General features: G+C 63.5%; 27 protein-coding genes. 18 read left to right on the forward strand and 9 right to left on the reverse strand.

Annotation, left to right across the window (positions count from 1 at the left end):
* Positions 1–61: 61 nt before the first annotated feature.
* Entirely contained in the window at positions 62–577 is a 516-nt protein-coding gene (locus GBJ34_RS12235) for a YbjN domain-containing protein (RefSeq protein WP_151719555.1), read from the reverse strand.
* A gap of 104 nt (positions 578–681) precedes the next feature.
* Positions 682–1,023 (reverse strand): cupin domain-containing protein, encoded by a 342-nt coding sequence (locus GBJ34_RS12240; RefSeq protein ID WP_151719556.1) that lies wholly within the window; start codon positions 1,021–1,023, stop codon positions 682–684.
* 186 nt (positions 1,024–1,209) lie between these two features.
* Here GBJ34_RS12240 and panB point away from each other — a divergent pair, with 186 nt between their 5' ends.
* Both panB and panC read left to right on the forward strand, forming a co-directional pair.
* Complete coding sequence (gene panB / locus GBJ34_RS12245) at positions 1,210–2,049, forward strand: 3-methyl-2-oxobutanoate hydroxymethyltransferase (protein WP_151719557.1); 840 nt, start codon at positions 1,210–1,212, stop codon at positions 2,047–2,049.
* The gene (gene panC, locus GBJ34_RS12250) at positions 2,046–2,888 is read left to right on the forward strand and encodes a pantoate--beta-alanine ligase (RefSeq protein WP_151719558.1); all 843 of its coding nucleotides are present in this window, start codon (positions 2,046–2,048) and stop codon (positions 2,886–2,888) included. Before panB ends, panC begins: the two co-directional genes overlap by 4 nt.
* A 202-nt stretch (positions 2,889–3,090) precedes the next feature.
* On the opposite strand, the gene GBJ34_RS12255 is transcribed toward panC, so the two are convergent.
* Positions 3,091–4,374, reverse strand: a complete 1,284-nt coding sequence (locus GBJ34_RS12255) for an acetylornithine deacetylase/succinyl-diaminopimelate desuccinylase family protein (RefSeq protein ID WP_151719559.1) — start codon at positions 4,372–4,374, stop codon at positions 3,091–3,093.
* A 217-nt stretch (positions 4,375–4,591) separates the two neighbouring features.
* On the opposite strand from GBJ34_RS12255, the gene GBJ34_RS12260 reads away from it, so the two are divergent.
* From GBJ34_RS12260 to GBJ34_RS12295, 8 genes are read left to right on the forward strand one after another with little or no spacing between them, the layout of a single operon-like run.
* Positions 4,592–5,665, forward strand: a complete 1,074-nt coding sequence (locus GBJ34_RS12260) for a coiled-coil domain-containing protein (RefSeq protein WP_151719560.1) — start codon at positions 4,592–4,594, stop codon at positions 5,663–5,665.
* Positions 5,662–5,979 carry a hypothetical protein gene (locus GBJ34_RS12265; RefSeq protein ID WP_151719561.1) on the forward strand — a complete coding sequence of 106 codons (318 nt, stop codon included), beginning with the start codon at positions 5,662–5,664 and terminating at the stop codon, positions 5,977–5,979. Before GBJ34_RS12260 ends, GBJ34_RS12265 begins: the two co-directional genes overlap by 4 nt.
* Positions 5,957–7,078, forward strand: a complete 1,122-nt coding sequence (locus GBJ34_RS12270) for a hypothetical protein (protein WP_151719562.1) — start codon at positions 5,957–5,959, stop codon at positions 7,076–7,078. The genes GBJ34_RS12265 and GBJ34_RS12270 overlap by 23 nt, the downstream gene beginning before the upstream one ends.
* 3 nt (positions 7,079–7,081) lie before the next feature.
* Positions 7,082–9,010, forward strand: a complete 1,929-nt coding sequence (locus tag GBJ34_RS12275) for an AAA family ATPase (RefSeq protein WP_151719563.1) — start codon at positions 7,082–7,084, stop codon at positions 9,008–9,010.
* Positions 9,007–9,357, forward strand: a complete 351-nt coding sequence (locus GBJ34_RS12280) for a hypothetical protein (RefSeq protein ID WP_151719564.1) — start codon at positions 9,007–9,009, stop codon at positions 9,355–9,357. The genes GBJ34_RS12275 and GBJ34_RS12280 overlap by 4 nt, the downstream gene beginning before the upstream one ends.
* Positions 9,345–10,688 carry a DUF6638 family protein gene (locus tag GBJ34_RS12285; RefSeq protein ID WP_151719565.1) on the forward strand — a complete coding sequence of 448 codons (1,344 nt, stop codon included), beginning with the start codon at positions 9,345–9,347 and terminating at the stop codon, positions 10,686–10,688. The genes GBJ34_RS12280 and GBJ34_RS12285 overlap by 13 nt, the downstream gene beginning before the upstream one ends.
* A complete protein-coding gene (locus tag GBJ34_RS12290) occupies positions 10,685–10,951 on the forward strand; it encodes a hypothetical protein (protein ID WP_151719566.1) in 267 nt (88 codons plus the stop codon). The genes GBJ34_RS12285 and GBJ34_RS12290 overlap by 4 nt, the downstream gene beginning before the upstream one ends.
* A 15-nt stretch (positions 10,952–10,966) precedes the next feature.
* Positions 10,967–11,620: a DUF1523 family protein gene (locus GBJ34_RS12295; protein ID WP_151719567.1), complete on the forward strand. Its 654-nt coding sequence runs from the start codon at positions 10,967–10,969 to the stop codon at positions 11,618–11,620.
* Between the two features lie 33 nt (positions 11,621–11,653).
* Here GBJ34_RS12295 and nagA read toward each other — a convergent pair whose 3' ends face one another.
* The 4 genes from nagA to GBJ34_RS12315 are packed head-to-tail and all read right to left on the reverse strand — an operon-like array spanning position 11,654 to position 15,436.
* Entirely contained in the window at positions 11,654–12,790 is a 1,137-nt protein-coding gene (gene nagA / locus GBJ34_RS12300) for an N-acetylglucosamine-6-phosphate deacetylase (protein ID WP_151719568.1), read from the reverse strand.
* Positions 12,790–13,815: an SIS domain-containing protein gene (locus GBJ34_RS12305; RefSeq protein ID WP_151719569.1), complete on the reverse strand. Its 1,026-nt coding sequence runs from the start codon at positions 13,813–13,815 to the stop codon at positions 12,790–12,792. The genes nagA and GBJ34_RS12305 overlap by 1 nt, the downstream gene beginning before the upstream one ends.
* Positions 13,812–14,582: a GntR family transcriptional regulator gene (locus tag GBJ34_RS12310; protein WP_151719570.1), complete on the reverse strand. Its 771-nt coding sequence runs from the start codon at positions 14,580–14,582 to the stop codon at positions 13,812–13,814. The genes GBJ34_RS12305 and GBJ34_RS12310 overlap by 4 nt, the downstream gene beginning before the upstream one ends.
* A complete protein-coding gene (locus tag GBJ34_RS12315) occupies positions 14,582–15,436 on the reverse strand; it encodes a BadF/BadG/BcrA/BcrD ATPase family protein (protein ID WP_151719571.1) in 855 nt (284 codons plus the stop codon). Before GBJ34_RS12315 ends, GBJ34_RS12310 begins: the two co-directional genes overlap by 1 nt.
* Positions 15,437–15,595: 159 nt before the next feature.
* Here GBJ34_RS12315 and GBJ34_RS12320 point away from each other — a divergent pair, with 159 nt between their 5' ends.
* The 6 genes from GBJ34_RS12320 (at position 15,596) to GBJ34_RS12345 (ending at position 21,664) form a co-directional block, all read left to right on the forward strand.
* Positions 15,596–16,501: an N-acetylmuramic acid 6-phosphate etherase gene (locus GBJ34_RS12320; RefSeq protein ID WP_151719572.1), complete on the forward strand. Its 906-nt coding sequence runs from the start codon at positions 15,596–15,598 to the stop codon at positions 16,499–16,501.
* 1 nt (position 16,502) lies between these two features.
* Complete coding sequence (locus GBJ34_RS12325) at positions 16,503–17,774, forward strand: ABC transporter substrate-binding protein (RefSeq protein ID WP_151719573.1); 1,272 nt, start codon at positions 16,503–16,505, stop codon at positions 17,772–17,774.
* 90 nt (positions 17,775–17,864) lie between these two features.
* Entirely contained in the window at positions 17,865–18,785 is a 921-nt protein-coding gene (locus GBJ34_RS12330; protein WP_151719574.1) for a carbohydrate ABC transporter permease, read from the forward strand.
* A 12-nt stretch (positions 18,786–18,797) separates the two neighbouring features.
* Positions 18,798–19,637, forward strand: a complete 840-nt coding sequence (locus GBJ34_RS12335; protein WP_151719575.1) for a carbohydrate ABC transporter permease — start codon at positions 18,798–18,800, stop codon at positions 19,635–19,637.
* On the forward strand, positions 19,634–20,656 hold the full coding sequence (locus tag GBJ34_RS12340; protein WP_192931207.1) for a Gfo/Idh/MocA family protein: 1,023 nt from the start codon (positions 19,634–19,636) through the stop codon (positions 20,654–20,656). The genes GBJ34_RS12335 and GBJ34_RS12340 overlap by 4 nt, the downstream gene beginning before the upstream one ends.
* A 9-nt stretch (positions 20,657–20,665) precedes the next feature.
* Positions 20,666–21,664: an ABC transporter ATP-binding protein gene (locus tag GBJ34_RS12345; RefSeq protein ID WP_151719576.1), complete on the forward strand. Its 999-nt coding sequence runs from the start codon at positions 20,666–20,668 to the stop codon at positions 21,662–21,664.
* A gap of 60 nt (positions 21,665–21,724) precedes the next feature.
* On the opposite strand, the gene GBJ34_RS12350 is transcribed toward GBJ34_RS12345, so the two are convergent.
* Entirely contained in the window at positions 21,725–22,600 is an 876-nt protein-coding gene (locus GBJ34_RS12350) for a hypothetical protein (RefSeq protein ID WP_151719577.1), read from the reverse strand.
* Positions 22,601–22,770: 170 nt separating this feature from the next.
* Complete coding sequence (locus tag GBJ34_RS12355; protein ID WP_151719578.1) at positions 22,771–23,637, reverse strand: branched-chain amino acid aminotransferase; 867 nt, start codon at positions 23,635–23,637, stop codon at positions 22,771–22,773.
* 144 nt (positions 23,638–23,781) lie between these two features.
* On the opposite strand from GBJ34_RS12355, the gene GBJ34_RS12360 reads away from it, so the two are divergent.
* Both GBJ34_RS12360 and GBJ34_RS12365 read left to right on the forward strand, forming a co-directional pair.
* A complete protein-coding gene (locus tag GBJ34_RS12360) occupies positions 23,782–24,282 on the forward strand; it encodes a MarR family winged helix-turn-helix transcriptional regulator (protein ID WP_151719579.1) in 501 nt (166 codons plus the stop codon).
* Positions 24,279–24,989 carry a response regulator gene (locus GBJ34_RS12365; protein WP_151719580.1) on the forward strand — a complete coding sequence of 237 codons (711 nt, stop codon included), beginning with the start codon at positions 24,279–24,281 and terminating at the stop codon, positions 24,987–24,989. Before GBJ34_RS12360 ends, GBJ34_RS12365 begins: the two co-directional genes overlap by 4 nt.
* Positions 24,990–25,491: the final 502 nt, after the last annotated feature.

The raw sequence follows: 25,491 nt of genomic DNA on the forward strand, positions 1-25,491 counted from the left end.
AAATTGAAAAGGCGCCCCGGATCGGTCCGGGGCGCCTTTCTTCATGGCCGTGCGGCCGGGGTCACCAGTTGATGTGATCCTTGAAATCGGCAATCGTCCGGTCCCAGAGCGACAGGTTCTCCGCAAACAGATCGCGCGACATGCCGGTGCCGACCATCATATCCATCTCGATATAGGGGTCTTGCTCGTCATCGAGATAGACCTTGCCATAGCGTTTGCGGGTGTTCCAATCATTGACCGAGGCCATTTCCATGCCGTTTTCCATGTCGAACCCGGCCGAAAACTGGATCGCCTCGCAATCCTTGCCGCTGCTGCAGCCATAGAACCAGACCGAGAAATTGGCACCGCCCGCCGCCGACTTGATCTTGGGGTCGCCCCGGTCATCGGTGGTCAGTTCCGCCCGGTAGCCAAGCGATTGCATGACCTCGACGATATGCGCAGGATTGCCCGCGCTGATCATGTCATTGCTTTGGGTCTGCGCCGGCACCAGCTTTGGAACCGGCACGCTGTTGGTGGTCTGCGCCATGCCGAATTGCGGCACGAGCGCAAGCGCGAGGCCAAGGAAAATCGGTTTCATCCCATATCTCCGTCTTCAGGGTCTGCGGGGCCGGTCACCGGCCCCTGAAATCGTTACGCGGGTCCGGCCCGGCCTATCCCGGACCCGGGGCGGATGCAAATGGCTCAGGCCAGAATGACATAGTCTTTCAGTGTGGTCTCCACGCATTCCCAGGTGCCTTCGAAACCGGGGCGGATGATCCAGCTGTCGCCCGCGCGCAGGGTGGTGGCTACCCCATCGGCATCGGTCAGGATCGAGACCCCTTCAAGGATATGCACATATTCCCATTCCGAATAGGAGATGCGCCACTTGCCCGGGGTGGATTGCCACATGCCGCTGTAAAGCCCGTCGCGTTCCTCGATATTCCAGGTCGTGTGGACCGGATCGCCGGAAATCAGTTTTTCCGGGGCGGGGCGCTCGGTTTCGGGCGGGGTCGCCTCACGGTTCACGCGTTGCAGCAGGGTCATGGCTGGGCCTCTCCTATGGCTTTGCCGCATCCTGCGCTTTCCCGCGCGCGGGTCAAGCTGGCTGCGACGAAGGAAGGGGCGGGCCGGGGTTTCGCCGCACAGCAGCGGGCAAGTTTCGCTGGTGCGGCACCGGGGCGGGGGCTATACAAGGCCCCAGCCTTTCTTGCGAGGGAGATCAAGAGAGCCATGAGTGCAACCGGCAGCCTTCGCCCCGTCCTGCCTGCGGATATCCTTGCCCGCAAGGGCGATACGCCCATCGTCGTGCTGACTGCCTATACGACGCCGATTGCGCGGATCGTCGACCGGCATTGCGATATCATGCTGGTGGGGGATTCGGTCGGCATGGTGCTGCATGGCCTGCCCTCGACCCTTGGCGTCACCATGGAGATGATGATCCTGCATGGCCGCGCGGTGATGCGCGGGGCGCAGAAATCCATGGTGGTGATCGATATGCCTTTCGGTAGCTATGAGGAAAGCCCGGAACAGGCCTTCCGCAATGCCGCGCGTATCATGGCAGAGACCGGTGCCCCGGCGGTGAAACTGGAGGGCGGCCAGCATATGGCCGAGACGATTGCCTTCCTGACCAAACGCGGCGTGCCGGTGATGGCTCATATCGGCCTGACCCCGCAATCGGTGAACACCCTGGGCGGCTACAAGGTGGTCGGCCGCGACGGCGAGGCCGAAAAGGTCATGGATGATGCCCTTGCGGTGCAAGAGGCGGGCGCGTTCTCTGTCGTGCTGGAAAAGGTGCCCGAAGGGCTTTCGGGCCGCATCACGCAGCGCCTGTCGATCCCGACCATCGGCATCGGTGCGGGGGCGCGCTGTGACGGGCAGGTGCTGGTTGTCGATGACATGCTGGGTCTGTTCACCGATTTCCGCCCGAAATTCGTGAAGCGTTTTGGCGAATTGGGGCAGGCCGCGGATGAGGCCATCGCCGCCTATGCCGATGAGGTGCGCCACCGCCGTTTCCCGGCCCCGGAACATGCCTTTGCCGATGTGCTGGCCCCCAAAGGAACCAAAAGCTGATGCAGATCCTCAGGACCGTCGCGGAATTGCGCACCCGTGTGCGTGGTTGGAAGGAGGATGGCCGTCAGGTCGTGGGTCTGGTGCCGACCATGGGTGCGCTGCATGAGGGGCATCTGAGCCTTGTCCGCGCCGCCAAGCGCGGCTGTGACCGGGTGATCGTGTCGATCTTTGTCAATCCGACGCAGTTCAACAACGAAGATGATCTGAAGAAATACCCGCGCAGCGAAGATGCCGATGCGGCTTTGCTGGCCGCCGAAGGGGTCGATATCCTCTTCGCGCCCTCGGTGACCGAGGTCTATCCGCCGGGCTTTGCCTCATTGATCACGGTCAGTGGCGTCAGCGCCCCGATGGAGGGCGAGCGCCGTCCCGGCCATTTCGAGGGGATGGCGACGGTGGTCGCCAAACTGATGGGCATGACCCAGGCGAACCGCGCCTATTTCGGACAGAAGGACTGGCAGCAGTTGCAGGTCGTGAAGCGCATGGTCGCGGACCTGAACCTTGCGGTCGAGGTGGTCGGCTGCGACACTATCCGCGAGGCCGATGGTCTGGCGATGTCATCGCGCAATGTGCGGCTGGACGCGCTGAGCCGGGCGCAGGCCTCGGGCCTTGCGCGGGTGATGGGCAAGACCGCCGCCGCGATCCGCACCGGAACGGACATTGCCGCCGCGCTGGACCAGGGCCGCGAGGAGCTGCGTCTGGCGGGGTTCACCGAGGTCGAATATCTGGATCTGCGCGATGCCGCGATGCTGGATCCGATCACCAGGCTGGACCAACCGGCGCGGCTGCTGGCGGCAGCCTGGATCGGTGGCGTGCGGCTGATCGACAATATCGCGGTCTGACGCGCAGCTGCCAAACGAACCAGAAGCGGGCGTTTGCGCCCCCTTCTTGCTGCGCAATTCCCCAAAGGCGCGCGCGCCCGACCTGAGGATATTCGAGAAAAGAAGCGCGCAAATGGCTGCGCCCTGATGTCTTCCTTTCCCAAACATCCTCAGACGGGTTTGGGGGCGAAGACCCCCGGGGGATGGGGCCGAAACAGCATAGTCAGGTCAGCAGGTCGGCCAGCACCAGCGCCATGACCAGTGCGCTGTCTTCCATATCCTGCACGCCCACCCATTCATCGGGCTGATGCGCCAGATGCAGCAGGCCCGGCCCATAGGCGATGCAGTTCTTCATGCGCCCGATCCGGTCGATGTGTTTCTGGTCGTAGGTGCCGGGGGAGACCACATGTTCCGCAACCCGCCCCAGCACCCGCTCGATCGCCGCGCCGGTGGATCGCACCACGGGCGCATCCGGCGCGGTCTGGATCGGCTGCACCTCGAACAGATCGCGGATGCTGTAATCAAAGCCGGGGCGGCTGGATTTCAACCCTTCCAGCAGCCCGGTCACCTCGGCCTTCACATCGCCGATGCCTTCTTCGATCAGGAAACGCCGGTCGAGGATGATGCGACAGCGGTCGGCGACGCAAGGCGCGGGCAGGCCGCTATAGCCGGGCTCGGGCTCCGCCTCGCCGCCATGGATCGAATTGATGTTGAGCGTCGAGGCCCGCGCCCCTTCCGGCACCACCGGCATGGCGGTGCGTTTGGTGGCAAGCAGCGGATAAAGTTTGCGCTCGATCTCTTCCAGCACGGCCCCCATATGGCGGATGGCGCTGTCGCCCAGAAACGGCATGGAGCCATGGGCGATGCTGCCCTTGGTCTCCACCTCGGCCCACCAGACCCCGCGATGGCCAAGGCAGATGCGATCCTTGTGCAAGGGTTCGGGGATGATGACATGCTGGACGCGGTCGGGGTCGAACCAGCCCTGTTCGGCCAGATAGGCGACACCGCCATAGCCGCCGGATTCCTCGTCGGCGGTGGCGGAAATTTCGATGGCACCGCGAAAATCGGGGAAGGCCGCGATAAAGGCCTCGGCCGCGATGATGCTGGCGGCAAGACCGCCCTTCATATCGCAGGCCCCGCGCCCATAGATGCGGTCACCTTCCAGCGCGCCGCCAAAGGGATCACGGGTCCAGCCATGGCCGACCTCGACCACGTCGTGATGGCTGTTGAAATGCACGCAGGCACCGGGGCCCGCGCCTTCGCGCCGCGCGATCAGATTCCAGCGCGGATGGGCGTCGCTGTCGCCGGGCGCGCCTTCGGCCCGCACCAAGGCGGTGACAAAGCCCTGTGCTGATAGCCGGTCCGACAGGTAATCGCAGATTTCGCGATAGTGCAGCCCCGGCGGGTTCAGCGTCGGGATGCGGATCAGATCCTGCGTCAGCGCGATCAACTGATCGCGGCGGGCGCGGATCTCGGCGTGCAGGCGGGGAAGCGGATCGGTTTCCATCCTCCGATCATAGGAAGGGCGGGGCCGATTTGCCAAGGCGCGATGGCGCAGCACGGGCCTTGCGCGGACTTGCATTGCCGCGTTGCATTTTGCCCCCCTCTGGCGCAGGCTCGGAGCCGAAGAAACTGTCTGTGCGGCCCTGATTTTCAGACCACCGCCACTGGTGCGGGGCAGGCAGGACGCACATATGTGAACAGAGTTAACTTGGGAGGTGTTCATGGCCGATTTTGCCACGCAGATTGCCGATAGCCAGAAGCAGTTCATCGAGGCGCAAGAGAAGATCTCGACGCTGACCGCGCGGATCGAAGAGGCGCGGCAGAAGATGTCTGCGGGCGAGGCGGCCATCGATATCGAGAATGCGACGCTGGACGATGTTCACAAGCACACCGACCTGATGAACGCCAATATCGCCGAGCTGATCATGGGCTTGGATGATGTGACAGCGGGCTTCACCGAGGATTTCAACGAGCTGCGCTCAAAAACCACGGCAGAAAGTGTCATCGGCTTCTTTTCGCGCGGCAAATCCGAAGCGATGCGGCAGGAGCGTCTGCGCACGGCCTCGATTGATACCAAGTTGCAGGATCTGATCGGCAAGTCGGATGTGATCGTGAAGCTGCTGCAAAGCCAGCTGGATCTGCTGAACAACCAGAAATCCCGCGTCGAGGCCAATCTGGTCGGCACCCTGGACGAGCGCGAGGGCACGGTTGCCGCGCTGGAGGCCGTGCGGGCCGAAATTGCCGGGCTGGACCCCAAGGTGATCGAGCTGGAGAACAGGATCGCGGTGGAACAGGACGCCGCTGCCCGCACCAAGCTGGAGACCGAACTTGCCACCCTGAACACCCGTCATAACGCGCTGGTGCAGGATGAACAGGTGATGCTCGCGAAAAGCCAGACGCTGGAACGCTATATCGAAAAGGGCAAGACCTGGGTCGACAGTCTGCAAAATCAGGCGGCGACCCAGATGGTGCTGATCAACAAGCTGCAAACCGACACCAAGCAGCGTGTGGTGCTGTATGATGCGCTGACCTCCAGCCTCAAGACCGCGCAGCAGCAGGATGTGGCGCACCGTATCAATGAGATCGGGGTGAAAACCGATCAGGAGGCGCAGGCGGCTATGGCGGCGATTGGCGCGGCCACCAATCAGAAGATGGCTGACATGCTGGAAGCGCATGAGGGGCACATGGTCTTTGCCCGCCAGATTCTGGAGGCCAAGGCCAAGGCGGATGAACGCTTTGCCCGCCGCTTTGCCACCATTGTCGAGAAGCACGACAAGAACCAGTATGGCGCATGAGCTTTGCGGCGCAGCTGCGCCGGGCGGCGCTTTGGGGCGGGGCGGCGGCGCTGATCGCGCTGGCGCTTCTGGCCTTGGCAGAGGCGACGGGTGCTGCGATCTGGGCGGCGCTGGCCGTATTGCCTGGGCTTGTCGCCATGGTGCTGCTGGTCGGGGGCGTCGCGTTTCGGGCGGGGCAACGCTGGCTGTATTTTCGCCTGTCGGCCCCGAATGCCGCCTATCGCCGCTTGAACACCGCCAGCGCCGCGATGCGCTGGCTGATCTGGATTGACGAGGACGGGCGCGACCGCGATGCCTCAGACCCATCTGACTGACGACCATACCCCGATCCCCGACAGCCTTGTCGTGCGGCGCTATTTCGCCAAGTTCGACCGCATCATCGGTCATTTGGCCCGTGTGGCGGGCGAGTTGGAGGTGGAGGGCCGCCTAACCCGGCTGGAAGCGCGCGTGATTGCGGGCCATGTCGGGCGGCTGGCCGCGACCTTTCATGCGCTGGGGCTGAAATACCTGATGACCGGCCGGGTCGAGGGGCCTTTGCCCGGTGCGCTGACCTTTGACCGCCATGACAGCGGCTTTCCCATCGCACAAGAGCTGATGGTGATGGCGGTCGATGCCAGTCAGGCAGAGAAGCATCTTGCCGGAATGGAAAGTGAGGCGGGGCTGAAGGATCGGATGATCCGCCAGATCGTCGGGGATCTGAGCCTGCCGACACGGCTGCAATTCGCGCTGTCGCAGCGGCTTTATTATGAGGCCTTGCAGGCGGGTGGGCTGTTTCAGGCCCGCAATGATCCCGATGCACAATGGGTGCAGGATGTCGGTCCCCGGCGGCATTTCCTTGTGCATTGGGCGGTCTATGACACCCAGAGCAATCTGCCGGTCCTCTATCTGATGGATGTGCACGATAGCGGCAAGAAGCCGCTGCCCACAGATGCGCGGCGCTGGCCGCAGGTGCAGGCGCATCTGATGGCGCAATCGTTGTCGGGGCTGAAACTTCTGACCATCGCGCAGGGCCTGGACGCCGATTTCCCCGATCTGCATCCGCGCCGCTTGCGGCGGCTGACCCTGGGGCCCATGCATTCGCACAGCTTCACCCTGCAATCGGGGCCGATTGCGCAGGTTCTGGCCACTGCCCGCGCGCCGGCGGGCGAGGATTGGGCGCTGGTCTGGACGGCCGAGGATCTGGTCTCTGACCGCGAGGAAGAGGTGAAGGATGGCTGGTTCTCCTCTGCGCAGCGGCAGGTTTACCGTCTGGATCCGCTTTTGGGGGGTGAGACCGGGGCCAGCCGGACCGAGCGGATGATCGTGCTGCCCGAGCGCCCCTATCAGGCGCTGGCGGAACTGAACCCGCCCGGCTTTGCCGATATTCGTAAATTCATTGTTGGCGCGGGCGGGCGCCTCATTCCGGCGAGGTAGGCCATGACGACACGCGACACGATGGAGCTGAAGGAAGACGGTATCCGCAGCCATTACGAGACGGCTTTGGGTCTGCTGACCGGCTTTGACCATGCGCCGCGCATTGCCACCGCTATTGCGCCGGTGGTTGAGGCGGAACGTTCGCCCGGCATCGGCGCACGGCCGCGCTTTCGGTCGACCATCCCGGGGATGGCGGCGCGCAGCACCGCCCGCCCCGGCGGCGTGCGGCTGATCGAGCGGATCGAAGGGCTGGGCGATGGGCTGGTGACGCCGCAGCAGGCAACCGCCCTTGGTGCGCTGCGCCGGGCGCTGGCGATTGCGCTGGCGATGGGGGACACCTTCGCGCAGGGCACCGCGCTAGCCGAGTTGAAACGCGCCAATCTGGAGGCCCGTCTGCCCGAGGTCCGGCGCGCCGATTTCTCGGCCCTGCTGGCTGCCGAGGCGTTGGTGGTCCTGCACAGCTTTGCCAACGCGCTGGCCTTTCTGTTGGCCCCGCATCTGGGCGAGGTGGTGGTGGAGATCGGCACGGTCGAGGAGGTGCTGACCGACAATGCCCCCCTCGCGCTGCAAGGTGCGCTATGGGAACTGGACCAGGATATCGCGGCGCATGGCCAGGATGATGCACGCCTGATCGCCACGCTTGCGGCCTTTGCCGAGGCATTGATGACCCGCGTGGCCGCGCGTGCCGAAAGCGCGCCCGCCACCGCGCCTTTTGCTGCCAGCAGCTGGCGGGTGGAGGCCGATGGGCTGACCCTTGCGGGCTTTACCCCGGCGCGGGTGGCCAAGGGTGCGGCCCTGACCATGCAGTTCAAGAAACCGACCGAGGTGATCGGCAACCATATCGCCAAATATCAGGCGATGCGGCTGGCCAAGATGCTGATGGCCTATGACTTCACCCGCAAGCTGAACCCCTTTGCGGAACTGGGCGGTTTCATCTTCACCTTCATGGGCGATGGCAAGCCCGGCACCGGCAAGACCACGCTGATCCAGATGATGGCGGGGTTGCTGAACGATTACTGCACGGTCGCGGGCTATCCCTTCCGCTATCAGAATTTCTCGATTGACCAGATCGACAGCTATCAGGGCAAGTCGGGGCAGAATGCCAAGGCCTTCATCACCCATATCATCGACCCGGCGGCGATTGCTTTTGGCACCATCGACGATATCGACCAGATCGCGGGCAAACGCGGCGACCGGCAATCGAGCGCGGGCCAGCAAGAGGTGACGGCGGTCTTCATGGAGGCCTTCGCGGGGGCCAATACCGTGGTGCGGGGCAATTGCACCTTCGGAATGTTCTCGAACTTCCCCGAAAACGTCGATGATGCGCTGCGCCAGCGCGCGGGGGCGCGGTTCCTGGTCGACGGGCCGCAAAGCCGCGAGGATTACATCGACATCCTGTCGCTTCTGCTGGGGCGCAATCACCAGATCCCGCTGGGGGACCATGACCTGTTCGCCGCGCAAGAGATCAAGCGCGCGGTAGCCGCCAGTTTCGACCGCCATGCCCGGCCGCAGGAAGATGGTCTGGTCAAGGTGTTTGAACGGGTCACGGCCGATGTTGGGCCTCTGGACACGATCGCGAAGCTGGGCGGATACCTCAAGGCGATCCAGATGGCGGATGATCGCTTTACCGGCCGTGCCATCAAGAACATCACCGACGCGGTGAAGGTGCGGGCGATGGATTTCGAACTGCCGGACATATGGATGGAACAACCCGACCTGTTCCTGTTCCAGCCCTATGATCAGAAACTGGCGATGATCCGCGAGTTGATGACGCCGATCACCGTCGACATGGTGGTGCAGGAAATCAACCGCTACGCCGATAGCGAGTTCCGCTATGCCGACAAATCCGACGAGGTCGCGATTGACGGGATGGTGCGCGATATGGGCCGGGCAGAGGAAGCCAAGCGCCGCTACCTTGCGGGGCGCGGATGATCGGGCCAGAGGCGATCATCGGGCTTGTGGCCCTGACCGCCGGGGCGGGGGCCGGGCTGTTTGCCGGGTTTGCGCAATGGGGCTTCTGGCCAATCTTCGGCCTGATCCTTTTGGGCGGTGTTCTTGCCTTCTGGCTGGGCAGCGAGTTTGGCAGCGCCATGATGAGCGCCCATGCAAGCGCTGGAGAAACCGGGGTGGCGGCGTTCGTGCTGGGCGTCATTGGCGCGGTTCTGGGCACCGTCCTCGGCGCGGGCGCTGCGGTCATCGCGTGGATCCTGGGCTGCATCGGCGGGCTGATCTTCGGTCTGTGGCGCGTGAGCAGGGGGGCGGAAAAATGCGGCGGCTGATCGAAAAGGGGCTGATGTTCGGCAATCTGATCGAGGTGTCGTCGCCCGCCTTGGTCGAACGCTATCGCCGCGCCATGCGGCAACTGACCGGCCGCGAGACGCAGTTGGCGGATTTCCATATCGACATTTCCGGCTATTCGCCCGAGATCGGTGACGAATTGGGCGATCCGCTTTACCTCAACCCCAATGGCTTCAACCGGCAATTTATCCTGTTGACCACGGCGCAGAAGACGGCGCCGCTGCTGAATATCAAATTCTCCACCTCGCGCGGCATCCTGCAGCAATTCATCGAGGCGAACGAGGCGCAGTTGTTTGCGCTGACCGCGCGCGATGCGGTGCTCGGGGAATTGGAGAACAGCGTCTTCGACACCTCGACGCCGGCACGGCTGTTCGACATTCGCCGCATCACCGTGCAGGCCGACACGACCGGGGCGCATGTGCGTGATGCGGGCAAGCTGGCCGGGCTGATCGACCGGTTCCGGCAAGAGCCCGATGGCTGGCGCGATGATGTGCTGATCGCGCAGATGATCGAGTTGGCGAAGAAAACCGGCGATGTCACCCGCGCGCCGATCCATCTGCCCGCCATGAGCTTTGAACAGCCGAATTTCTGGACCTCGCATTTCGGCGGCATCTACATCTTTCGCGAGGCGCGCTTTCCCGGCGTGATCTGCGCAGGTGCCAAGGCGGCCCTTGGCCCGGTGCCGGTGGCCCCGGTAATGGATCTGGGCGATCGCAATGCCATTGCCGACTGGCTGGAGCGCAACCAGCTGGTCGAACCCATTGTGACCGCGCGTGGCACCGATGTGGCGGCGCTGTTGCGCCAGAAGATGGATTTCATTCTGGTCGATGCGGCAGATGCCTTGAACCTGGATCTGGGCCAGGCGACGCGGCCCGATCTGCGCAAGGTCGCGCATAAGCTGGGATCTGCGCTGCCCGAGGCGTTTCAGGGGTTGGCGGCGCTGCTGCGATGGGTCGAAGGGGCGGGGGATTGGCCGCGCCTGACATCGGAACATCCGGCCTATTTCTATACGCTGCGGGCGCGACCGGGGCGGGACCGCGATCTGGTGAACATGCTGCTGGCCGATCTGGCACCATTGGATGTGCGGCAGATGTTCATCACCCATAAAGAACTGTTCTATGCCAGCTATCTGGGCTGGTCGGATCGCAAGCGCCAATATGTCGCCGATTTTCTGGAGCGCGAATACATCGTGGACAAGCAGGGTGCGCGTGCGGCCCTGTTCGGACCGGAACCGGGGATGGAGGAGCCGCCGCGCGCAGCCCCCGCCGATCCGATCCGCGCGGTTGGACCATGGGGAGCCCTGAGACGATGATCGCAATCTTGCGGGCCTGGGCCCTCGCCTTCGTGATCCTGACGGTGTTCTACTGGCTGCTCAGGATCTTCTTCCGCTCCACCCGTCGGGAAAAGCTGGAAAAACGCTTTGCCGCGCGCGGGATGGAGGGTGACCGCGACGCTTGGGTCGAGGCGCAGATGAAGGATTACAATCGCAGCCTGCGTGTGCGCTTGTTATGGCTGGTCTATATCCTGCCCATGGCGGGCATCGGGATTACCATCTATCTGGTGAACCACAATTGAAGGAGTGCCAGTGGCATGTGGACTTATATCAAATGGGGCTTCCGCCTGACGATCTTTGCCATCGTCGCGGCCTTCCTGCATTACACCCTGCCGCATCGCGACGTGGTGCGGATCACCGGCACCTATAACCGCCTGACCGAAGTCGGCGCGAATGCGATGTTCTATGCCTCGCCCGACAGCGGCACCACGACCTCCACGGTGGATCGCCGCGATATCCGCTTTATCGAGGCGGTGTTTCCCAGCGGCAAGGTCATGGTCTATCGCAATGAGGATACCGGCTGGATCTGGCCGCCCTATTTCAAATATGACAGCTCCAACCTGCAGGCAGAGGCGACCAATCTGGTTTCGCCGAAGGAAAAACCGGAATGGGTGGCGGTCACGCATTACGGCTGGCGTCTGCCGATCTTCTCGATTTACCCGAATGCGGTGAAGGTGCGCCCGGTCGAAGGCCCGGATGTCACGTTGATCCCGTGGGTCAATATCGTGGTTCTCGCCCTTCTTGGGCTGGTCTGGCTGATGCTGTGGCGGATGTGGGTGCAGTTCAAGGAACGCATGATCGAACCGGCGGTCGATGATCTGAACAGCAAGCTGGATGAACTGGATGCCAGTGCAGACGCCGCGAAGGCGCGGGCGCACGGCTTCTGGTCCCGGCTGTTCGGACGCAAGTGACATCGCAAAAAAGGTGCCCGGAAGGGCACCTTTTCATGTGGGGGCGATGTGCCAGCCTGCGCCGGACCAATATCCTGACAGGCCGAAATCTGTATCCAGCAACACCAATTCGGCCGCGCGGCCGGGGGCAATATGGCCAAAGCGATCCTCGACCCCGATCACGCGGGCGGGGATGCGGCTGGCCATGGCAAGGGCGCGTTCGGGGGAGATGCCAACCTTGGTCACCAGATTGCCGATGGCTTGGGGCAGGGTCAGATCGGCCCCGGCCAGCGTGCCGTCCTCCAGCGACAGGCGACCATCCCGACGCAGCACACGCCGTCCGTGCAGGGTCATTTCTGTCAGGTCGGTGCCTGCGAATGACATGCAATCGGTCACCAGAAACACGCCATCCACCCGCGCGGTCAGCGCAAGCCGCATCGTCGCCGGATGGACATGGATGCCATCGGCAATCAGGCCCGCCGCCGCATCCGCCGTCAGCACTGCACCGGCAAGGCCGGGTTCGCGATTGCCGATCTGGCTCATGGCGTTGAACAGATGCGTGGCACAGCGCGCGCCCGCGGCAAAGGCGGCCTGCGCGGTGTCGAAACTGCAATCGCTATGGCCAAGGCTGACCACGGCGCCCGCGCGGGTCAGCGTCGCGATCTGATCCGGCGTCGCACTTTCCGGGGCAAGCGTCACCAGCAATGCGGGCAGGCGGGTCGCGGCATCGCATAGGCGGGCCAGATCCTCTGCCTCCATCGGGCGGATCAGGGCCGGATCATGCGCGCCCTTGCGGCGCGGATCGAGATGCGGACCTTCCAGATGCAGGCCAAGAAAGCCCGGCGTGCCGATGGCCGCCACCCCGGCCGCAATCACCCGCGCGGTTGCCTCTGCGGTGTCGGTGATCAGTGTCGGCAACACGCCCGCCGTGCCAAGGCCCCGATGGGCGGCACAGACGGTTGCCAGATCGGCAGCCGTTGTGGTGGCCCCGACCAGATGCCCGCCGCCGCCATTGACCTGCAGGTCTAGGAAGGCGGGGGCAAGCAGCCCGGTCAGGTGCTGCGCAGCTTTCGGTGCCTGATCCGCCGGGATAAGGCCTGCAATCACAGTCCCCTCGATCACCAGCGCGCGATCCGAATGGATCATCTGCCCGTCAAAGATCCGCGCGCCGGTCAGCACATGACGCGTCATCACACCGTCTCCGTCACCTTGCGCAGATGCGGCGGGGTATCAGGATCAAAGCCGCGACGGCGCGCGAGCTTTTCGATAAAGGCGTAGAAGCCCGCCATCATCACCAGCGGTGCCACGATCGGGTGCAGCCCTTCGACCGAGGGCAGACGGGTTGCCCCGTCGATATCGGCCCCGGTCACAAAGACATCGGCCCCTTGCGCGGCCAGCCGGGCGGCGGTGGCACATAGCTGCGGCAGGGCCGCGTCTTCGACGCCAAGCGCCAGAACCGGGAATCCTGCCTGCACGATGGCCGCAGGCCCGTGCAGCACTTCGGCGGCGCTATAGGCCTCGGCATGGATGCCGCAGGTTTCCTTGAACTTCAACGCGGCCTCGTTGGCGGCGGCAAAGCCCGGACCCCGCCCCAGAACGAAGGCCGAATTGGCCCGCGACAGTCGGGCCGACAGCGGCTCCCAATCCAGTGCCACGGCCTTGGCAAAGGCTTCGGGCAGGGCGGTGACGGCGCGGCGCAGGCCCTCGTCTTCGCGCCATTCCGCCAGCAATGCGAGGCCTGCCAGCACGCTGTTGATATAGGTCTTGGTCGCGGCGACGCTTTTTTCCTCGCCCGCCTGCAAGGGCAGGCAATGCGCCGAGGCCTGCGCCATCGGGCTGTCGGCAAAGTTGGTGATCGCGATGGTCAACGCGCCGCCTTCGCCCGCGCTGCGCATCATCTCCACGATATCGGGGCTGCGGCCCGATTGCGAAATGCCGATGCAAGCGGCACCCTTCAGACGCAGCGGCCGATGGTAGATCGAGGCGATGGAGGGACCGACGGATGCGACAGGCAATCCGGCCTCCAGTTCGATCGCGTATTTCAGATAGGTCGCCGCATGGTCAGAGGATCCGCGTGCCACGCTGGCAAAAAGCTCCGGATCCTTGCGGCGCAGGGCAGCAGCGGCGGCGACCACGGCGATGCGCGAGCGATCCAGAAAACGGGCCGCAGCCTCGGGGATTTCGGCCACTTCGCGGGCCATATGGCTTTCACTCATTCTGTAATCCTCTCGCCATCGGGCGCAAGTTTCAGTTCCACGGCAAAGTCATAGGCATCGCCGCGATAAAGCGACCGGGTGAATTCCACCACCCTGCCGCTGGGCAGGTAGGAGACCCGTTCGATCCGAAGGCCCGCGACGCCGGGCGCCACCTCCAGCAATTCTGCGTCGCGCGCGCCAAGATTGGCGGCGGAGATGCGCTGCACCGCGCGCACGGGCCGGCAGTCGCGTTGTTCCAGCACGGCATAAAGCGATCCGGTCACCTGATCGGGATCGGGCAGGATCGGCCCCGGCAGCGAGGCGCGTTCAATCGCCAGCGGCACCCCGTCGGATGAGCGGACCCGTTCCAGCCGTGCCACGCGGTCGCCCGCGCCAAGGCCAAGCGCCATCACCTCTTCGGGGCTGGGGGCGTGCAGCCCGCGCGCGATCCAGCGGCTTTGCACATCGCGCCCGCGCCGGGCCATATCCTCGGTGAAGGAGGTCAGGAGTGACAGCGCCTGTTCCAGACGTTCCACCCTTGGGGCGACAAAGGTGCCAGAGCCGCGCCGTTGCACCAACTGCCCAGAAGCGACCAGCGCCTCGACCCCTTTGCGAACGGTGACGCGCGACAACCCGGTCAGCGCCGCCATTTCGCGTTCAGGCGGCAGGCTGTCGCCGGGCTTCAGCCGCCCCGAGGCGATGGCCTCGGCGATGCGGCGATGCAATTGCAGATAAAGCGGCCCGGCACCGTTATCCTCAAAGGCGGAGGCTGCGAACAGATCTTCCATCAGGCTCTTTCCTCCGTCCGGCCCAGCTCAATCGCCAGCCGCAAGGCACCGTCCAGCCCGTTGCCCTGCGGCATCTGCACCGGCCAACGCCCGGCCAGCCGCGCGCCGTAGCGCGTGCCAAGCCCGCCCAGAAACACCACTGGCAGCGGCCCTTGCCGTTGCAGATGGTCGATCATCCCGGCCAGTTCCTCGGCTGCGCTGTCAAAGATCGTCAGGGCGGCGGGATCGTCGCTGCCCGTAATGCGTGGCGCAAATTCGGCGAACTGGGCGGGTCGGGCATCTTTCGCAAAGCGGATCACGCCTTCGATGCCACCCAACTCGACCAGCAGCTCGGCCAGAAGGGGTGTCATGGGCACAAATCCGTCCTCGGCCCGCAGCGCGCGCGCCAGCAAGGTCCGGCCCAGAACCGCGCCGCTGCCCTCATCCCCCAGCAGGAAGCCGCGGCCGCCGAACTGCTGCACATGGCCCGCACGACAGGTGGTCAGCACCGATCCGGTGCCAATAGCCGCGACGATCCCGTCCCCATCGCCAAGCGCACCTTTGGTCGCGGTGATCGCATCGGTCACGATGCGCAAACGTGCGAAAGGCAGGCTGTCAGCCAAAGCGCGCGCCGCGGCGGTGACATTGGCCCCCGCCAGACCCAGCACCGCGACCATGTCATGCGGCGCGGAATCAAGGCCGGCGGTCCGTCGGGCCTGTTCGGTTGCTGCCAGAATGTTGTCGCGTGTGGCGGCCAGATCGGTGTTCACATTGGCAGGCCCTGCCATCCCGGTGCCGAGGATTCGGCCAGAGCCATCGGCCAGAGCCGCGCGGCATCCGGTGCCGCCACCGTCGATTCCCAGAAAAATGGCCATGATATCCCCTCGTGACTGGTATCATACCAAAAGAATACCAAATGTGAAGATGCTTCTGTGATTTGCTGTTTATTCTGGATTTTTAGGGCAATTGAACAAGAGGCTTTACAATTGGTATTGGTTTGGCATTATTGGGTGTAGGCATGAGGGGGGAATCGCATGACTGCATCCGGCACTGAGGGCAGGCATCCGCAATCGCAGGGGCTGCACGCGCGCCCCGCGTCTGAGGTCCTGTCTGTTCTGCTGGAGGCGCAGATCGCGGCCCTACAATCGCTGCGTGCCGCAACTGCTGGATTGGAGCAAGTGGCGGATGCGGCGGCGGATGCGCTGCGTCGGGGCGGGCGTGTGGGCTATGCAGGTGCGGGCAGCTCCGGCCTGATGGCGCTGGCCGATTGCCTGGAGCTTGCAGGGACATTCGGTCTGGCACCTACGCGCACGCCGATGTTGTTTGCGGGCGGGGCGGCGGCGCTTTTGCATATGATCGGCAGTGTCGAGGATGATCCGGCGTTGGCCTTGGCGGATCTGGACCGATCCGGCCTCGGGGCGGGGGACGTGTTGCTTGTGCTGTCGGCATCCGGGCGCACGCCCTATGCGCTGGTTCTGGCCGAGGCGGCAAAGGCGCGCGGCGTGACGGTCGCGGGCTTTGCCAATGTGTCGGGATCGGCGCTGCTGAATCTGGCGGATCTCGTCGTGCTGCTGGAAACCGGAGCTGAGGTCGTTTCTGGTTCCACCAGGATGGGGGCCGCGACCGCGCAAAAGGCGGCCCTGAACATGGTGTCCGTTCTGATGGCCATCCGGCTTGGCCATGTGCATGACGGCTATATGGTCAATCTGGTGGCGGATAATGCCAAGCTGATCGATCGGGCGGCGCGCATTGTCGCCGCGGTCGCCGAGACGCCGCGTGTGACCGCAGAAGCGGCGCTTGCCGAAACGGACGGGGCGGTCAAGCCCGCCATTCTGGTGGCGCGCGGCGCAACGGCCGGTCAGGCTGCGGATTTGCTGGAGAAAAGCGGCGGCCATCTGGCCGCTGCACTGGACGATCTTAAAAACAAACAGGGAGACTAAGATGAAAACCACGCTTCGCTTCGCGCTTTTGGCCAGCACGCTGCTGGCCGCCCCGTTGCTTTCTGGCGCGGCCCATGCCGAGGATGTCACGCTGACCATCGAAAGCTGGCGCAATGACGACCTCACCATCTGGCAGGACACGCTGATCCCGGCGTTTGAGGCCGCAAATCCCGGCATCAAGGTGGTCTTCGCACCGACCGCGCCGGCAGAATACAACGCCATCCTGAATTCCAAGCTGGATGCGGGTTCGGCGGGCGATCTGATCACCTGCCGCCCCTTCGATGCCTCGCTGGAGCTGTACAACAAGGGCCAGATCTCGGATCTGACCGGGCTTGCCGCCATGGCGAATTTTTCGGATGTGGCGAAATCCGCCTGGCAGACCGATGATGGCGCGGCCACCTTCTGCGTGCCGATGGCCTCGGTGATCCATGGCTTCATCTACAATGCCGATGCCTTTGCCGAACTGGGCATCGAAGTGCCCAAGACCGAGGCCGAGTTCTTTGCCGCCCTCGACAAGATCAAGGCGGATGGCACCTATATCCCGATGGCCATGGGCACCAATGACCAATGGGAAGCGGCCACCATGGGCTACCAGAATATCGGCCCGAACTACTGGAAGGGCGAAGAAGGCCGCAAGGCGCTGATCGCGGGCACCCAGAAGCTGACCGATGAGGGCTGGGTTGCGCCTTACCGGACGCTGGCCAAGTGGAAAGACTATCTGGGCGACGGGTTCGAGGCGCAGACCTATCCCGACAGCCAGAATCTGTTCACCCTGGGCCGGGCGGCGATCTATCCGGCCGGCAGCTGGGAAATTGCCGGCTTCAACACCCAGGCGGGCTTCAAGATGGGCGCCTTCCCGCCGCCGGTGCAGGCTGAGGGGGACACCTGCTATATCAGCGACCACACCGATATCGCGCTTGGCATGAATGCGAAATCCGCCCATCCCGAGGAAACCAAGAAGTTCCTTGAATGGGTCGGCTCGCCCGAGTTTGCGGCGCTTTATGCCAATGCCCTGCCGGGCTTCTTCAGCCTGAACGCGACCGCCGTCGAGATGCAGGATCCGCTGGCGAAGGAATTCGTCATCTGGCGCGAGACCTGCCAGCCGACGATCCGCTCGACCTATCAGATCCTGTCGCGCGGCACGCCGAACCTGGAAAACGAGACCTGGAACGCCTCGGCCAATGTCATTCGCGGCACCGAGACGCCGGAAGATGCGGCCAAGCGTCTGCAAGACGGTCTGGCCAGCTGGTACGAGCCGCAAAAGGCCAAATAAGCCTTTCGGGGTTTCTGGAAAAAGGCCGGGGGGCTGTCTGCCCCCCGGACCCCCCGAGAGTATTTCCACAAGCAGCAAAGAGGTGGCGGCATGGCTGAGCGCAGGGCGTTTCGCTGGCATATCGCGGTGTTTCTGGCACCCGCCGTTCTGGTCTACAGCGCATTGATGATCGTGCCGCTGTTCGGCACCTTGAACCTGTCGCTGTTCAATCTGGATGCGACCAAGACGCGGGTCTTTGTGGGGCTTGCGAATTTTGCCACGCTGTTTGGCGATCCGCGCTGGTCGGATGCGTTCTGGAATGCGCTGGGCAACAATCTGTGGTTCTTCGTGGTGCATATGCTGGTGCAGAATCCGGTGGGTATTCTGCTGGCGGCGATCCTGTCATCGCCCCGGCTGCGGATGGCCGCCTTTTACCGCACTGCGATTTTCATCCCGACGATCCTGAGCTTTGTGATCGTGGGCTTTGTCTGGAAGCTGATCCTGTCGCCGATCTGGGGCATTGCGCCGGGGATGCTGGATATGGTCGGGCTGAAAAGCCTGTTCGCCCCCTGGCTTGGCAAGGAGGAATACGCGCTGACCACGCTGGCGCTGATTTCGGTCTGGCAGTTCGTCGGCATCCCGATGATGCTGATCTATGCGGCGCTTCTGTCGATCCCCGATGAGGTGATCGAGGCGGCCGAGATGGATGGCGTGACCGGCTGGTCGCAATTCCTCAAGATCAAGCTGCCGCTGATCCTGCCCTCGATCGGCATCATCTCGATCCTGACCTTTGTCGGCAATTTCAACGCCTTCGACCTGATCTATGTCAGCCAGGGCGCGCTGGCGGGGCCGAATTTCTCGACCGATATTCTGGGGACCTTCCTCTATCGCACCTTCTTTGGCTTCCAGTTGCAACTGGGCGATCCGCATATGGGGGCAACCATCGCCTCGGCCATGTTCTTCATCATTCTGGTCGGTGTCTGCTTCTATCTGTTTGCCATCCAGACGCGGCTGCGCCGCTACCAGTTCTGAGCGAGGAGACCCATGTCACAGGCCCGACATTCCGCCTTTCGCAGCGTCGCCGCCCATGCGGTGCTGATCTCCTGGACGGTGATTGCGCTGTTTCCGGTCTTTGTGATCGTCGTCAACAGCATGAAGTCGCGCAAGGCGATCTTTGCCGATCCCTTGTCGCTGCCCGGCCCCGGCAATTTTGATCTGGTGGGCTATACCACCGTCTTGGCGCAGGGCGATTTCTTCCAGTATTTCCTGAATTCGTTGATCGTGACGGTGGCAAGCCTGTTCTGCGTGCTGCTGTTTGGCGCGATGGCGGCGTTTTCGCTGTCGGAATACCGCTTTCGCGGCAATACGCTGCTGGGGCTGTATCTGGCGCTTGGCATCATGATCCCGATCCGGCTTGGGACGGTGGCGATTTTGCAGATGATGGTGGCCAGCGGGCTGGTGAACACGCTGACCGCACTTGTGCTGGTCTATACCGCACAGGGGCTGCCGCTGGCGGTGTTCATCCTGTCGGAATTCATGCGCACGGTGTCGGAAGACCTGAAGAATGCCGGGCGAATTGATGGTCTCAGCGAATATACCATCTTCTTCCGCCTGGTGCTGCCTTTGGTGCGGCCGGCCATGGCAACGGTTGCGGTCTTCACCATGATCCCGATCTGGAATGATCTGTGGTTCCCGCTGATCCTTGCGCCGTCCGAAGGCACGAAGACCATCACGCTCGGCAGTCAGGTCTTCATCGGGCAATTTGTCACCAACTGGAACGCGGTGCTGGCGGCGCTGTCTCTCGCCATCGTGCCGGTGCTGGTGCTTTACCTCATCTTCTCGCGCCAGCTTATCCGTGGCATTACCGCAGGAGCCGTCAAATGATCCGTGTCCTTGTTGCAGGTCTGGGCAATATGGGGCGCAGCCATGCGCTGGCCTATCACCATAACCCGGAATTTGAGGTGGTCGGGCTGGTGAACCGATCCGCGGTCGATCTGCCCGACACGCTGCGCGCCTATCCGCGGTTCAGCGATTATGCGCGCGCCTTGGCCGAGACCAAACCCGATCTGGTCTGTGTCGCCACCTATTCCGACAGCCATGCCGATTACGCGGTGGCCGCGATGGAGGCGGGGGCGCATGTCTTTGTCGAAAAGCCGCTGGCGACCACGGTTGCTGACGCCGCCCGCGTGATCGATGCGGCGCAGCGCCTGAACCGCAAGCTGGTGGTGGGCTATATCCTGCGCCACCATCCAAGCTGGCAGCGCCTGATTGCCGAAGCGCGCGCGCTTGGCGGGCCCTATGTGTTCCGCCTGAACCTGAACCAGCAAAGCAGCGGCCCGACCTGGGAGGTGCACAAGGCCTTGATGCAGACCACGCCGCCCATCGTCGATTGCGGGGTGCATTATGTCGATGTGATGTTGCAGATCACCGATGCCGCCCCGGTGGAGGTGCGTGGCATGGGGCTGCGCCTGTCGGACGAGATTGCGCCCGAAATGTATAATTACGGGCATTTTCAGGTGCTGTTCGCCGACGGGTCTTGCGGTTGGTATGAGGCCGGTTGGGGCCCGATGATGTCGGATACCGCGTTTTTCGTGAAGGATGTCGTCAGCCCACGTGGCGCGGTCTCGATCCGTATGCCCGATAGCGCACGGTCGGATGATATCGATACGCATACCCAGACCTCCACCCTGCGGGTGCATCGGGCCGGGCAGGGGCATCAGGATCTGAGCATGGCGGATGAGCCCGGCCATCAGGATCTGTGTGACCGCGAGCAGGCCTTTGTCGCGGCGGCCATCACCGGCAATGCCGATCTGACCCGCCACATGACCGATGCCCTGCGTTCGCTTGCCATCTGCCTTGCGGCGGATGAAAGCGTGCGCAGCGGCCAACCCGTGATATTGTAAGGAAATCCGATGGGCGCACTGACCCTGACCCAAGTCGCGAAGTCCTTCGGCTCGACCGAGGTGATCAAGGGCGTTGACCTGCAGGTGGAGGAGGGCGAGTTCTGCGTCTTCGTCGGGCCTTCGGGCTGTGGCAAATCCACCCTGCTGCGGATGATCGCCGGGCTGGAGGATGTGACCGGCGGCGATGTGAAGATCGACGGCAAGCGCATCAATGATCTGGCCCCGGCCAAGCGCGAGATCGCGATGGTCTTCCAGTCCTACGCGCTTTATCCGCATCTGACGGTGCGCGACAATATGGGGCTGGCACTGAAACAGGCAGGCGTGGCCAAGTCTGAGGTGACGGCGGCGACCGACAAGGCGGCAGCCATGCTCAGCCTGGATGCGCTGATGGCGCGCCGCCCGGCCGAGCTTTCGGGCGGGCAGCGCCAGCGGGTCGCCATCGGCCGCGCCATCGTGCGCCGTCCCAAGCTGTTCCTGTTCGACGAGCCGCTGTCGAACCTTGATGCAGCCCTCCGGGTGCAGACAAGGATCGAGATTGCCCGCCTGCATCGCGAGCTGGGTGCCACGATGATCTATGTCACCCATGATCAGGTCGAGGCGATGACGCTGGCCGACAAGATCGTGGTGTTGCGCGCGGGCAAGGTGGAGCAGGTCGGCGCGCCGATGGAGCTGTATAACAACCCCGCCAATACCTTTGTCGCGGGCTTTATCGGCAGCCCGCAGATGAACTTCCTGACGGCAGGGGCGTTGGGGCTGCAAAGCGATACGCTGGGGATCCGTCCCGAACATCTGGCGATTTCGCGCGAGGCGGGCCAGATTGCGGGGCGTATCAGCCATGTCGAGAAGCTGGGTGGCGAGACGCTGGTCTATGCCAATACCGAAGGGCAGGGACTGCTGACGGTGCGGCTATTCGGCGAGCATGATTTCACGGTGGATGAAACCGTCTCGCTCACCCCGGATCTCAGCCGCGCCTTCCATTTCGACGCGACCGGCCAGCGGCTGCGCTGAGGCGGGTCAGGTGAAAGCAACCGCAAGGCGGCTTGCGGATCTGCCGCACCCAGCCCGTGTTCACGGCGCGAGATAGGTAACACCCGGTAGTGTCGCGATATAGGCCATGTCGCGCTCATAGGTTTCGGTCATGGTGGTGACCATATCTTCGGTCCAGCCGGGCAATTCGACACTCATGTCCAGCTTTTCGGTCTGGGCGAATTTGTCGAGGAAGGCCGAGACGATGCGCCGCCTTTGCCCCATGGTCTGCGGCGGATGGGCGTCCAGATAGCTGGCCAACCGGATCATGCCGTCTCCGGTCATCAGGCTGGCCAGCAGGTCATTTTCGCCATCCAGCGCGATATCTTCGGACAGGTCCGCCACCGCCTGCAGCACCTCTGGCCAGATCAGCGGCGTATCCTCATCCGCCCAGACGGTGATCTGCACCTCCGGGTTGCGCTCGCGCAGGTTCAGGATCAGGTCGGACCAGCGCAGGTTCAGCGGATCGGTGCCTTCGATGAATTCATCATAGGGGCGGCCGCGCTGACGGCGATGCAGTTCCGGCAAATAGGTGGCCGGGTTGCGCAAGCCGATGAAAAACTCTGCCTCGATATCGGGAAAGATGTTGCGAATGGCGCGCATCCGGTCGCCGCCTGTGCGGTAAAGCTGGCCCTTCACCGCCCAGGCCGGGAAAGCCAGAAAGTTCTCCCAAGACAGCACCAGCCGGTCCGCGACCTCGGCCTCCATGATCTGGTCCAGCACGAGGGCCTGCGTTTCGGTGGGCGCGGCCTGCCCTTTCAGCTGGATTGCGGTATCCCGGATCAGGTTGCGATAGCGTTCTGGTGCTGGCACTTCGATGCCAGCCTCGGCCAGAAGATCCTTGTTGCGGTGCAGCGTCCGCACCAGACGGTCATCATCGGTGCAATGCACCCCGAGGTGATATGCGATGCGCATCAATCTGCCTGCCTGTCCGCCTTTGTTGGCCTTTGACAGAACTATACGGGGTTTTTGATCCAGATAAACCGCTTTCCGCAGGGGGCTGGGGCGCAAAGCCCGACAAATGCAGGCGAATTAAAGCGGCCAATAGGCGGGCAGGCCCCCGGCGGCAACCGGGGGCCGCATGGGGATCAGCGGCGCACCAGCGCCTCGTAATCGGTGGCGATCTCGCGTGTCAGGGCGCCGACCTCAAACGTATAGTCGCCGATCTGGCCCACCGGGGTCACTTCGGCGGCGGTGCCAGTCAGCCAGCATTGCTGGAAGCCCTCCAGTTCTTCCGGCATGATGTGGCGTTCATGCACGGTGATGCCCTTGTCGCGCAGCATTGCGATCACGGTCTGGCGGGTGATGCCGTTCAGGATCGCATCCGGCAGCGGCGTATGCACTTCGCCATCCTTGACGAAGAAGATATTTGCCCCGGTCGCCTCGGCCACATAGCCGCGATAGTCAAAGAACAGCGCGTCAGAGCAGCCCTTGGCCATGGCCGCGTGCTTGGACATGGTGCAGATCATGTAAAGCCCTGCGGCCTTTGCGGCGGTGGGGATTGTCTCGGGCGAGGGGCGTTTCCATTTCGCGATGTCAAGTTTGGCACCCTTGAACTTGGCGTCGCCATAATAGGCACCCCATTCCCAGACCGCGATGGCCAGACGCACCGGATTGCCAAGGCTCGCGACCCCCATCTCATCGCCCGCACCGCGGAAGGCCACGGCGCGCACATAGGCGTCAGTCAGCCCATTGGCGGCCAGAACCTGATCCTTGGCGGTGTTGATTTCTTCCACGCTGTAGGGGATCGGCATGTCCAGCAATTCGCCCGATTTCAGCAGACGCTGCGAATGTTCGGTCGATTTGAAGATCTTGCCATTATAGCACCGCTCGCCCTCGAAGACAGATGAGGCATAATGCAGCGCATGGGTCAGGATATGGACATTTGCCGCGCGCCAGTCCACCAGCGTGCCATCCATCCAGATCTTGCCGTCGCGATCGTCATATCCTGCCATGTCTTCCTCCGGATTTTCACAAGTTGCGCATTTCTCTGGATTTTCAGATGTAATGTTGCGCAAAATCTATGCGTCGCTAGCAGTTACGACTTGGAAAGTCAACAAGGCTGACGTAACTTCAGCGCCAAGCGAAGGAGGCCGGATATGAGCGAGCCGGGTTCGGGCGGCGAAAGCCTGCTGTTTCTGACCGATGAGCAGTTGCGCAAGGGCATCGAGGCGATGTTCTTTGCCTATCGCGGCTTCACCGCCGATCCTGACCGGATTCTGGACGGGATGGATTATGGCCGCGCCCATCACCGGGCGCTGCATTTCATCCATCGCGCACCGGGCACCACGGTGAACAACCTGCTCAATATCCTGGGCGTCACCAAGCAAAGCCTGAACCGCGTGCTGCGCACCTTGCTGGATGACGGGCTGGTGGAAAGCCGGGTCGGCAAGCAGGACAAGCGCGAGCGGCACCTGTTCCTGACCGCGAAAGGCGCGGAGCTGGAGCGCACCCTGTCGGATGCACAGCGCGCCCGGATGCGCACGGCCTATCGCGCCGCAGGTCCGGTGGCGGTGCAGGGTTTCCGCCAGGTGCTGGAGGCGATGATGGACCCGGAGATGAAGCGGCAATATCTGGCGCTGAAGGAGGGCGGTGCATGAGCGATCCGCAGGCGCATCTTCTGGTCGTCGATGATGACGAGCGTATCCGTGGGCTTTTGCAGAAATTCCTAATGCGCAATGGCTTTCTGGTGACGGTTGCCCGCGATGCCGGGCAGGCGCGCAGGCTTCTGGCAGGGCTCGATTTCGACATGATCGTGCTGGATGTGATGATGCCGGGCGAGGATGGTATTGCGCTGACCCGCGATCTGCGCGACCGCCTGTCTGTGCCGATCCTGCTGTTGACCGCCAAAGGCGAGGCGGTGAACCGCATCGAGGGGCTGGAGGCGGGGGCGGATGACTATCTGGTCAAGCCGTTTGAGCCCAAGGAACTGCTGCTGCGCATCAATGCGATCCTGCGCCGGGTGCCCAGCATCAAGCCGCAGGCGCAGGGGCCGAAGGTGCTGCATCTGGGCGAGGTGCGCTATGACATGGAGCGCGGCGAGCTGTGGCGCGGCACCGAGCCCGTGCGCCTGACCGCGACCGAGGCGCAGCTGATGCGCGTGCTGGCGGCCCAACCCGGCGAGGCCGTCAGCCGTGAGCGCCTTGTTGGCGATCTCGGGCCCACGGATGACACCGGCGAAAAGTCGCAGGAGCGCGCAGTGGATGTGCAGATCACCCGGCTGCGCCGCAAGATCGAGGCCGATCCCAAACAGCCGCGCTACCTGCAAACCGTGCGCGGCGCGGGCTATATGCTGCAACCGGACTGAGGCGCGGGTCTTGCGGTTCGGGCCGCGCCCAGGGCGCAGGACGGCCCAGGACGAACGCCACGCTGTCGGCCCGTGAAACGCCCTCCGTGCCGAGACGGCGCGGATGTCCGCTTTCTGGATGGCCTTCCCTGTAACGGCACGGGAGCGCAGCCATGTCCAGGGGACGCGGCTCTGCCACCCGCTGGCGTCGGCTTTCCCAAATCGCGCGGCAAGAACGCTTCCGCCCTTGGCCCTCTGTCGGCCCTCCGCCCTGTTGCCTGGCCCACGCCGGTTTGCCGCCATGGTCCAACACGCGGCGAGCCGCAAAGGGAGAACAGTCACGGCATTTGGAAAACGACAGACTTGAGCGCCGCCACCCGCGCGTCTGGCTGCGAGAAGATAGTGCATCAGATGGGTGTCTTCAGCCCGGCATTGTTGCAGAAGTCCGGCTGCGGCTAGACGCGCCCCTTTCCCCGTTGGGTTCAGGCCACGCGTTCGATCTCGGTAGTGCCGAGTGCATTGA

The organism is Gemmobacter serpentinus (assembly GCF_008973825.1).
Lineage (GTDB): Bacteria > Pseudomonadota > Alphaproteobacteria > Rhodobacterales > Rhodobacteraceae > Gemmobacter > Gemmobacter serpentinus.

What these genes read in the sequence shown, in the direction of transcription:
- GBJ34_RS12235 (WP_151719555.1), bottom strand. Translation starts at nt 577, where the DNA reads ATGAAACCGATTTTCCTTGGCCTCGCGCTTGCGCTCGTGCCGCAATTC.
- GBJ34_RS12240 (WP_151719556.1), bottom strand. Translation starts at nt 1,023, where the DNA reads ATGACCCTGCTGCAACGCGTGAACCGTGAGGCGACCCCGCCCGAAACC.
- panB (WP_151719557.1), top strand. Translation starts at nt 1,210, where the DNA reads ATGAGTGCAACCGGCAGCCTTCGCCCCGTCCTGCCTGCGGATATCCTT.
- GBJ34_RS12255 (WP_151719559.1), bottom strand. Translation starts at nt 4,374, where the DNA reads ATGGAAACCGATCCGCTTCCCCGCCTGCACGCCGAGATCCGCGCCCGC.
- GBJ34_RS12260 (WP_151719560.1), top strand. Translation starts at nt 4,592, where the DNA reads ATGGCCGATTTTGCCACGCAGATTGCCGATAGCCAGAAGCAGTTCATC.
- GBJ34_RS12265 (WP_151719561.1), top strand. Translation starts at nt 5,662, where the DNA reads ATGAGCTTTGCGGCGCAGCTGCGCCGGGCGGCGCTTTGGGGCGGGGCG.
- GBJ34_RS12270 (WP_151719562.1), top strand. Translation starts at nt 5,957, where the DNA reads ATGCCTCAGACCCATCTGACTGACGACCATACCCCGATCCCCGACAGC.
- GBJ34_RS12275 (WP_151719563.1), top strand. Translation starts at nt 7,082, where the DNA reads ATGACGACACGCGACACGATGGAGCTGAAGGAAGACGGTATCCGCAGC.
- GBJ34_RS12280 (WP_151719564.1), top strand. Translation starts at nt 9,007, where the DNA reads ATGATCGGGCCAGAGGCGATCATCGGGCTTGTGGCCCTGACCGCCGGG.
- GBJ34_RS12285 (WP_151719565.1), top strand. Translation starts at nt 9,345, where the DNA reads ATGCGGCGGCTGATCGAAAAGGGGCTGATGTTCGGCAATCTGATCGAG.
- GBJ34_RS12290 (WP_151719566.1), top strand. Translation starts at nt 10,685, where the DNA reads ATGATCGCAATCTTGCGGGCCTGGGCCCTCGCCTTCGTGATCCTGACG.
- GBJ34_RS12295 (WP_151719567.1), top strand. Translation starts at nt 10,967, where the DNA reads ATGTGGACTTATATCAAATGGGGCTTCCGCCTGACGATCTTTGCCATC.
- nagA (WP_151719568.1), bottom strand. Translation starts at nt 12,790, where the DNA reads ATGACGCGTCATGTGCTGACCGGCGCGCGGATCTTTGACGGGCAGATG.
- GBJ34_RS12305 (WP_151719569.1), bottom strand. Translation starts at nt 13,815, where the DNA reads ATGAGTGAAAGCCATATGGCCCGCGAAGTGGCCGAAATCCCCGAGGCT.
- GBJ34_RS12310 (WP_151719570.1), bottom strand. Translation starts at nt 14,582, where the DNA reads ATGGAAGATCTGTTCGCAGCCTCCGCCTTTGAGGATAACGGTGCCGGG.
- GBJ34_RS12315 (WP_151719571.1), bottom strand. Translation starts at nt 15,436, where the DNA reads ATGGCCATTTTTCTGGGAATCGACGGTGGCGGCACCGGATGCCGCGCG.
- GBJ34_RS12320 (WP_151719572.1), top strand. Translation starts at nt 15,596, where the DNA reads ATGACTGCATCCGGCACTGAGGGCAGGCATCCGCAATCGCAGGGGCTG.
- GBJ34_RS12325 (WP_151719573.1), top strand. Translation starts at nt 16,503, where the DNA reads ATGAAAACCACGCTTCGCTTCGCGCTTTTGGCCAGCACGCTGCTGGCC.
- GBJ34_RS12330 (WP_151719574.1), top strand. Translation starts at nt 17,865, where the DNA reads ATGGCTGAGCGCAGGGCGTTTCGCTGGCATATCGCGGTGTTTCTGGCA.
- GBJ34_RS12335 (WP_151719575.1), top strand. Translation starts at nt 18,798, where the DNA reads ATGTCACAGGCCCGACATTCCGCCTTTCGCAGCGTCGCCGCCCATGCG.
- GBJ34_RS12340 (WP_192931207.1), top strand. Translation starts at nt 19,634, where the DNA reads ATGATCCGTGTCCTTGTTGCAGGTCTGGGCAATATGGGGCGCAGCCAT.
- GBJ34_RS12345 (WP_151719576.1), top strand. Translation starts at nt 20,666, where the DNA reads ATGGGCGCACTGACCCTGACCCAAGTCGCGAAGTCCTTCGGCTCGACC.
- GBJ34_RS12355 (WP_151719578.1), bottom strand. Translation starts at nt 23,637, where the DNA reads ATGGCAGGATATGACGATCGCGACGGCAAGATCTGGATGGATGGCACG.
- GBJ34_RS12360 (WP_151719579.1), top strand. Translation starts at nt 23,782, where the DNA reads ATGAGCGAGCCGGGTTCGGGCGGCGAAAGCCTGCTGTTTCTGACCGAT.
- GBJ34_RS12365 (WP_151719580.1), top strand. Translation starts at nt 24,279, where the DNA reads ATGAGCGATCCGCAGGCGCATCTTCTGGTCGTCGATGATGACGAGCGT.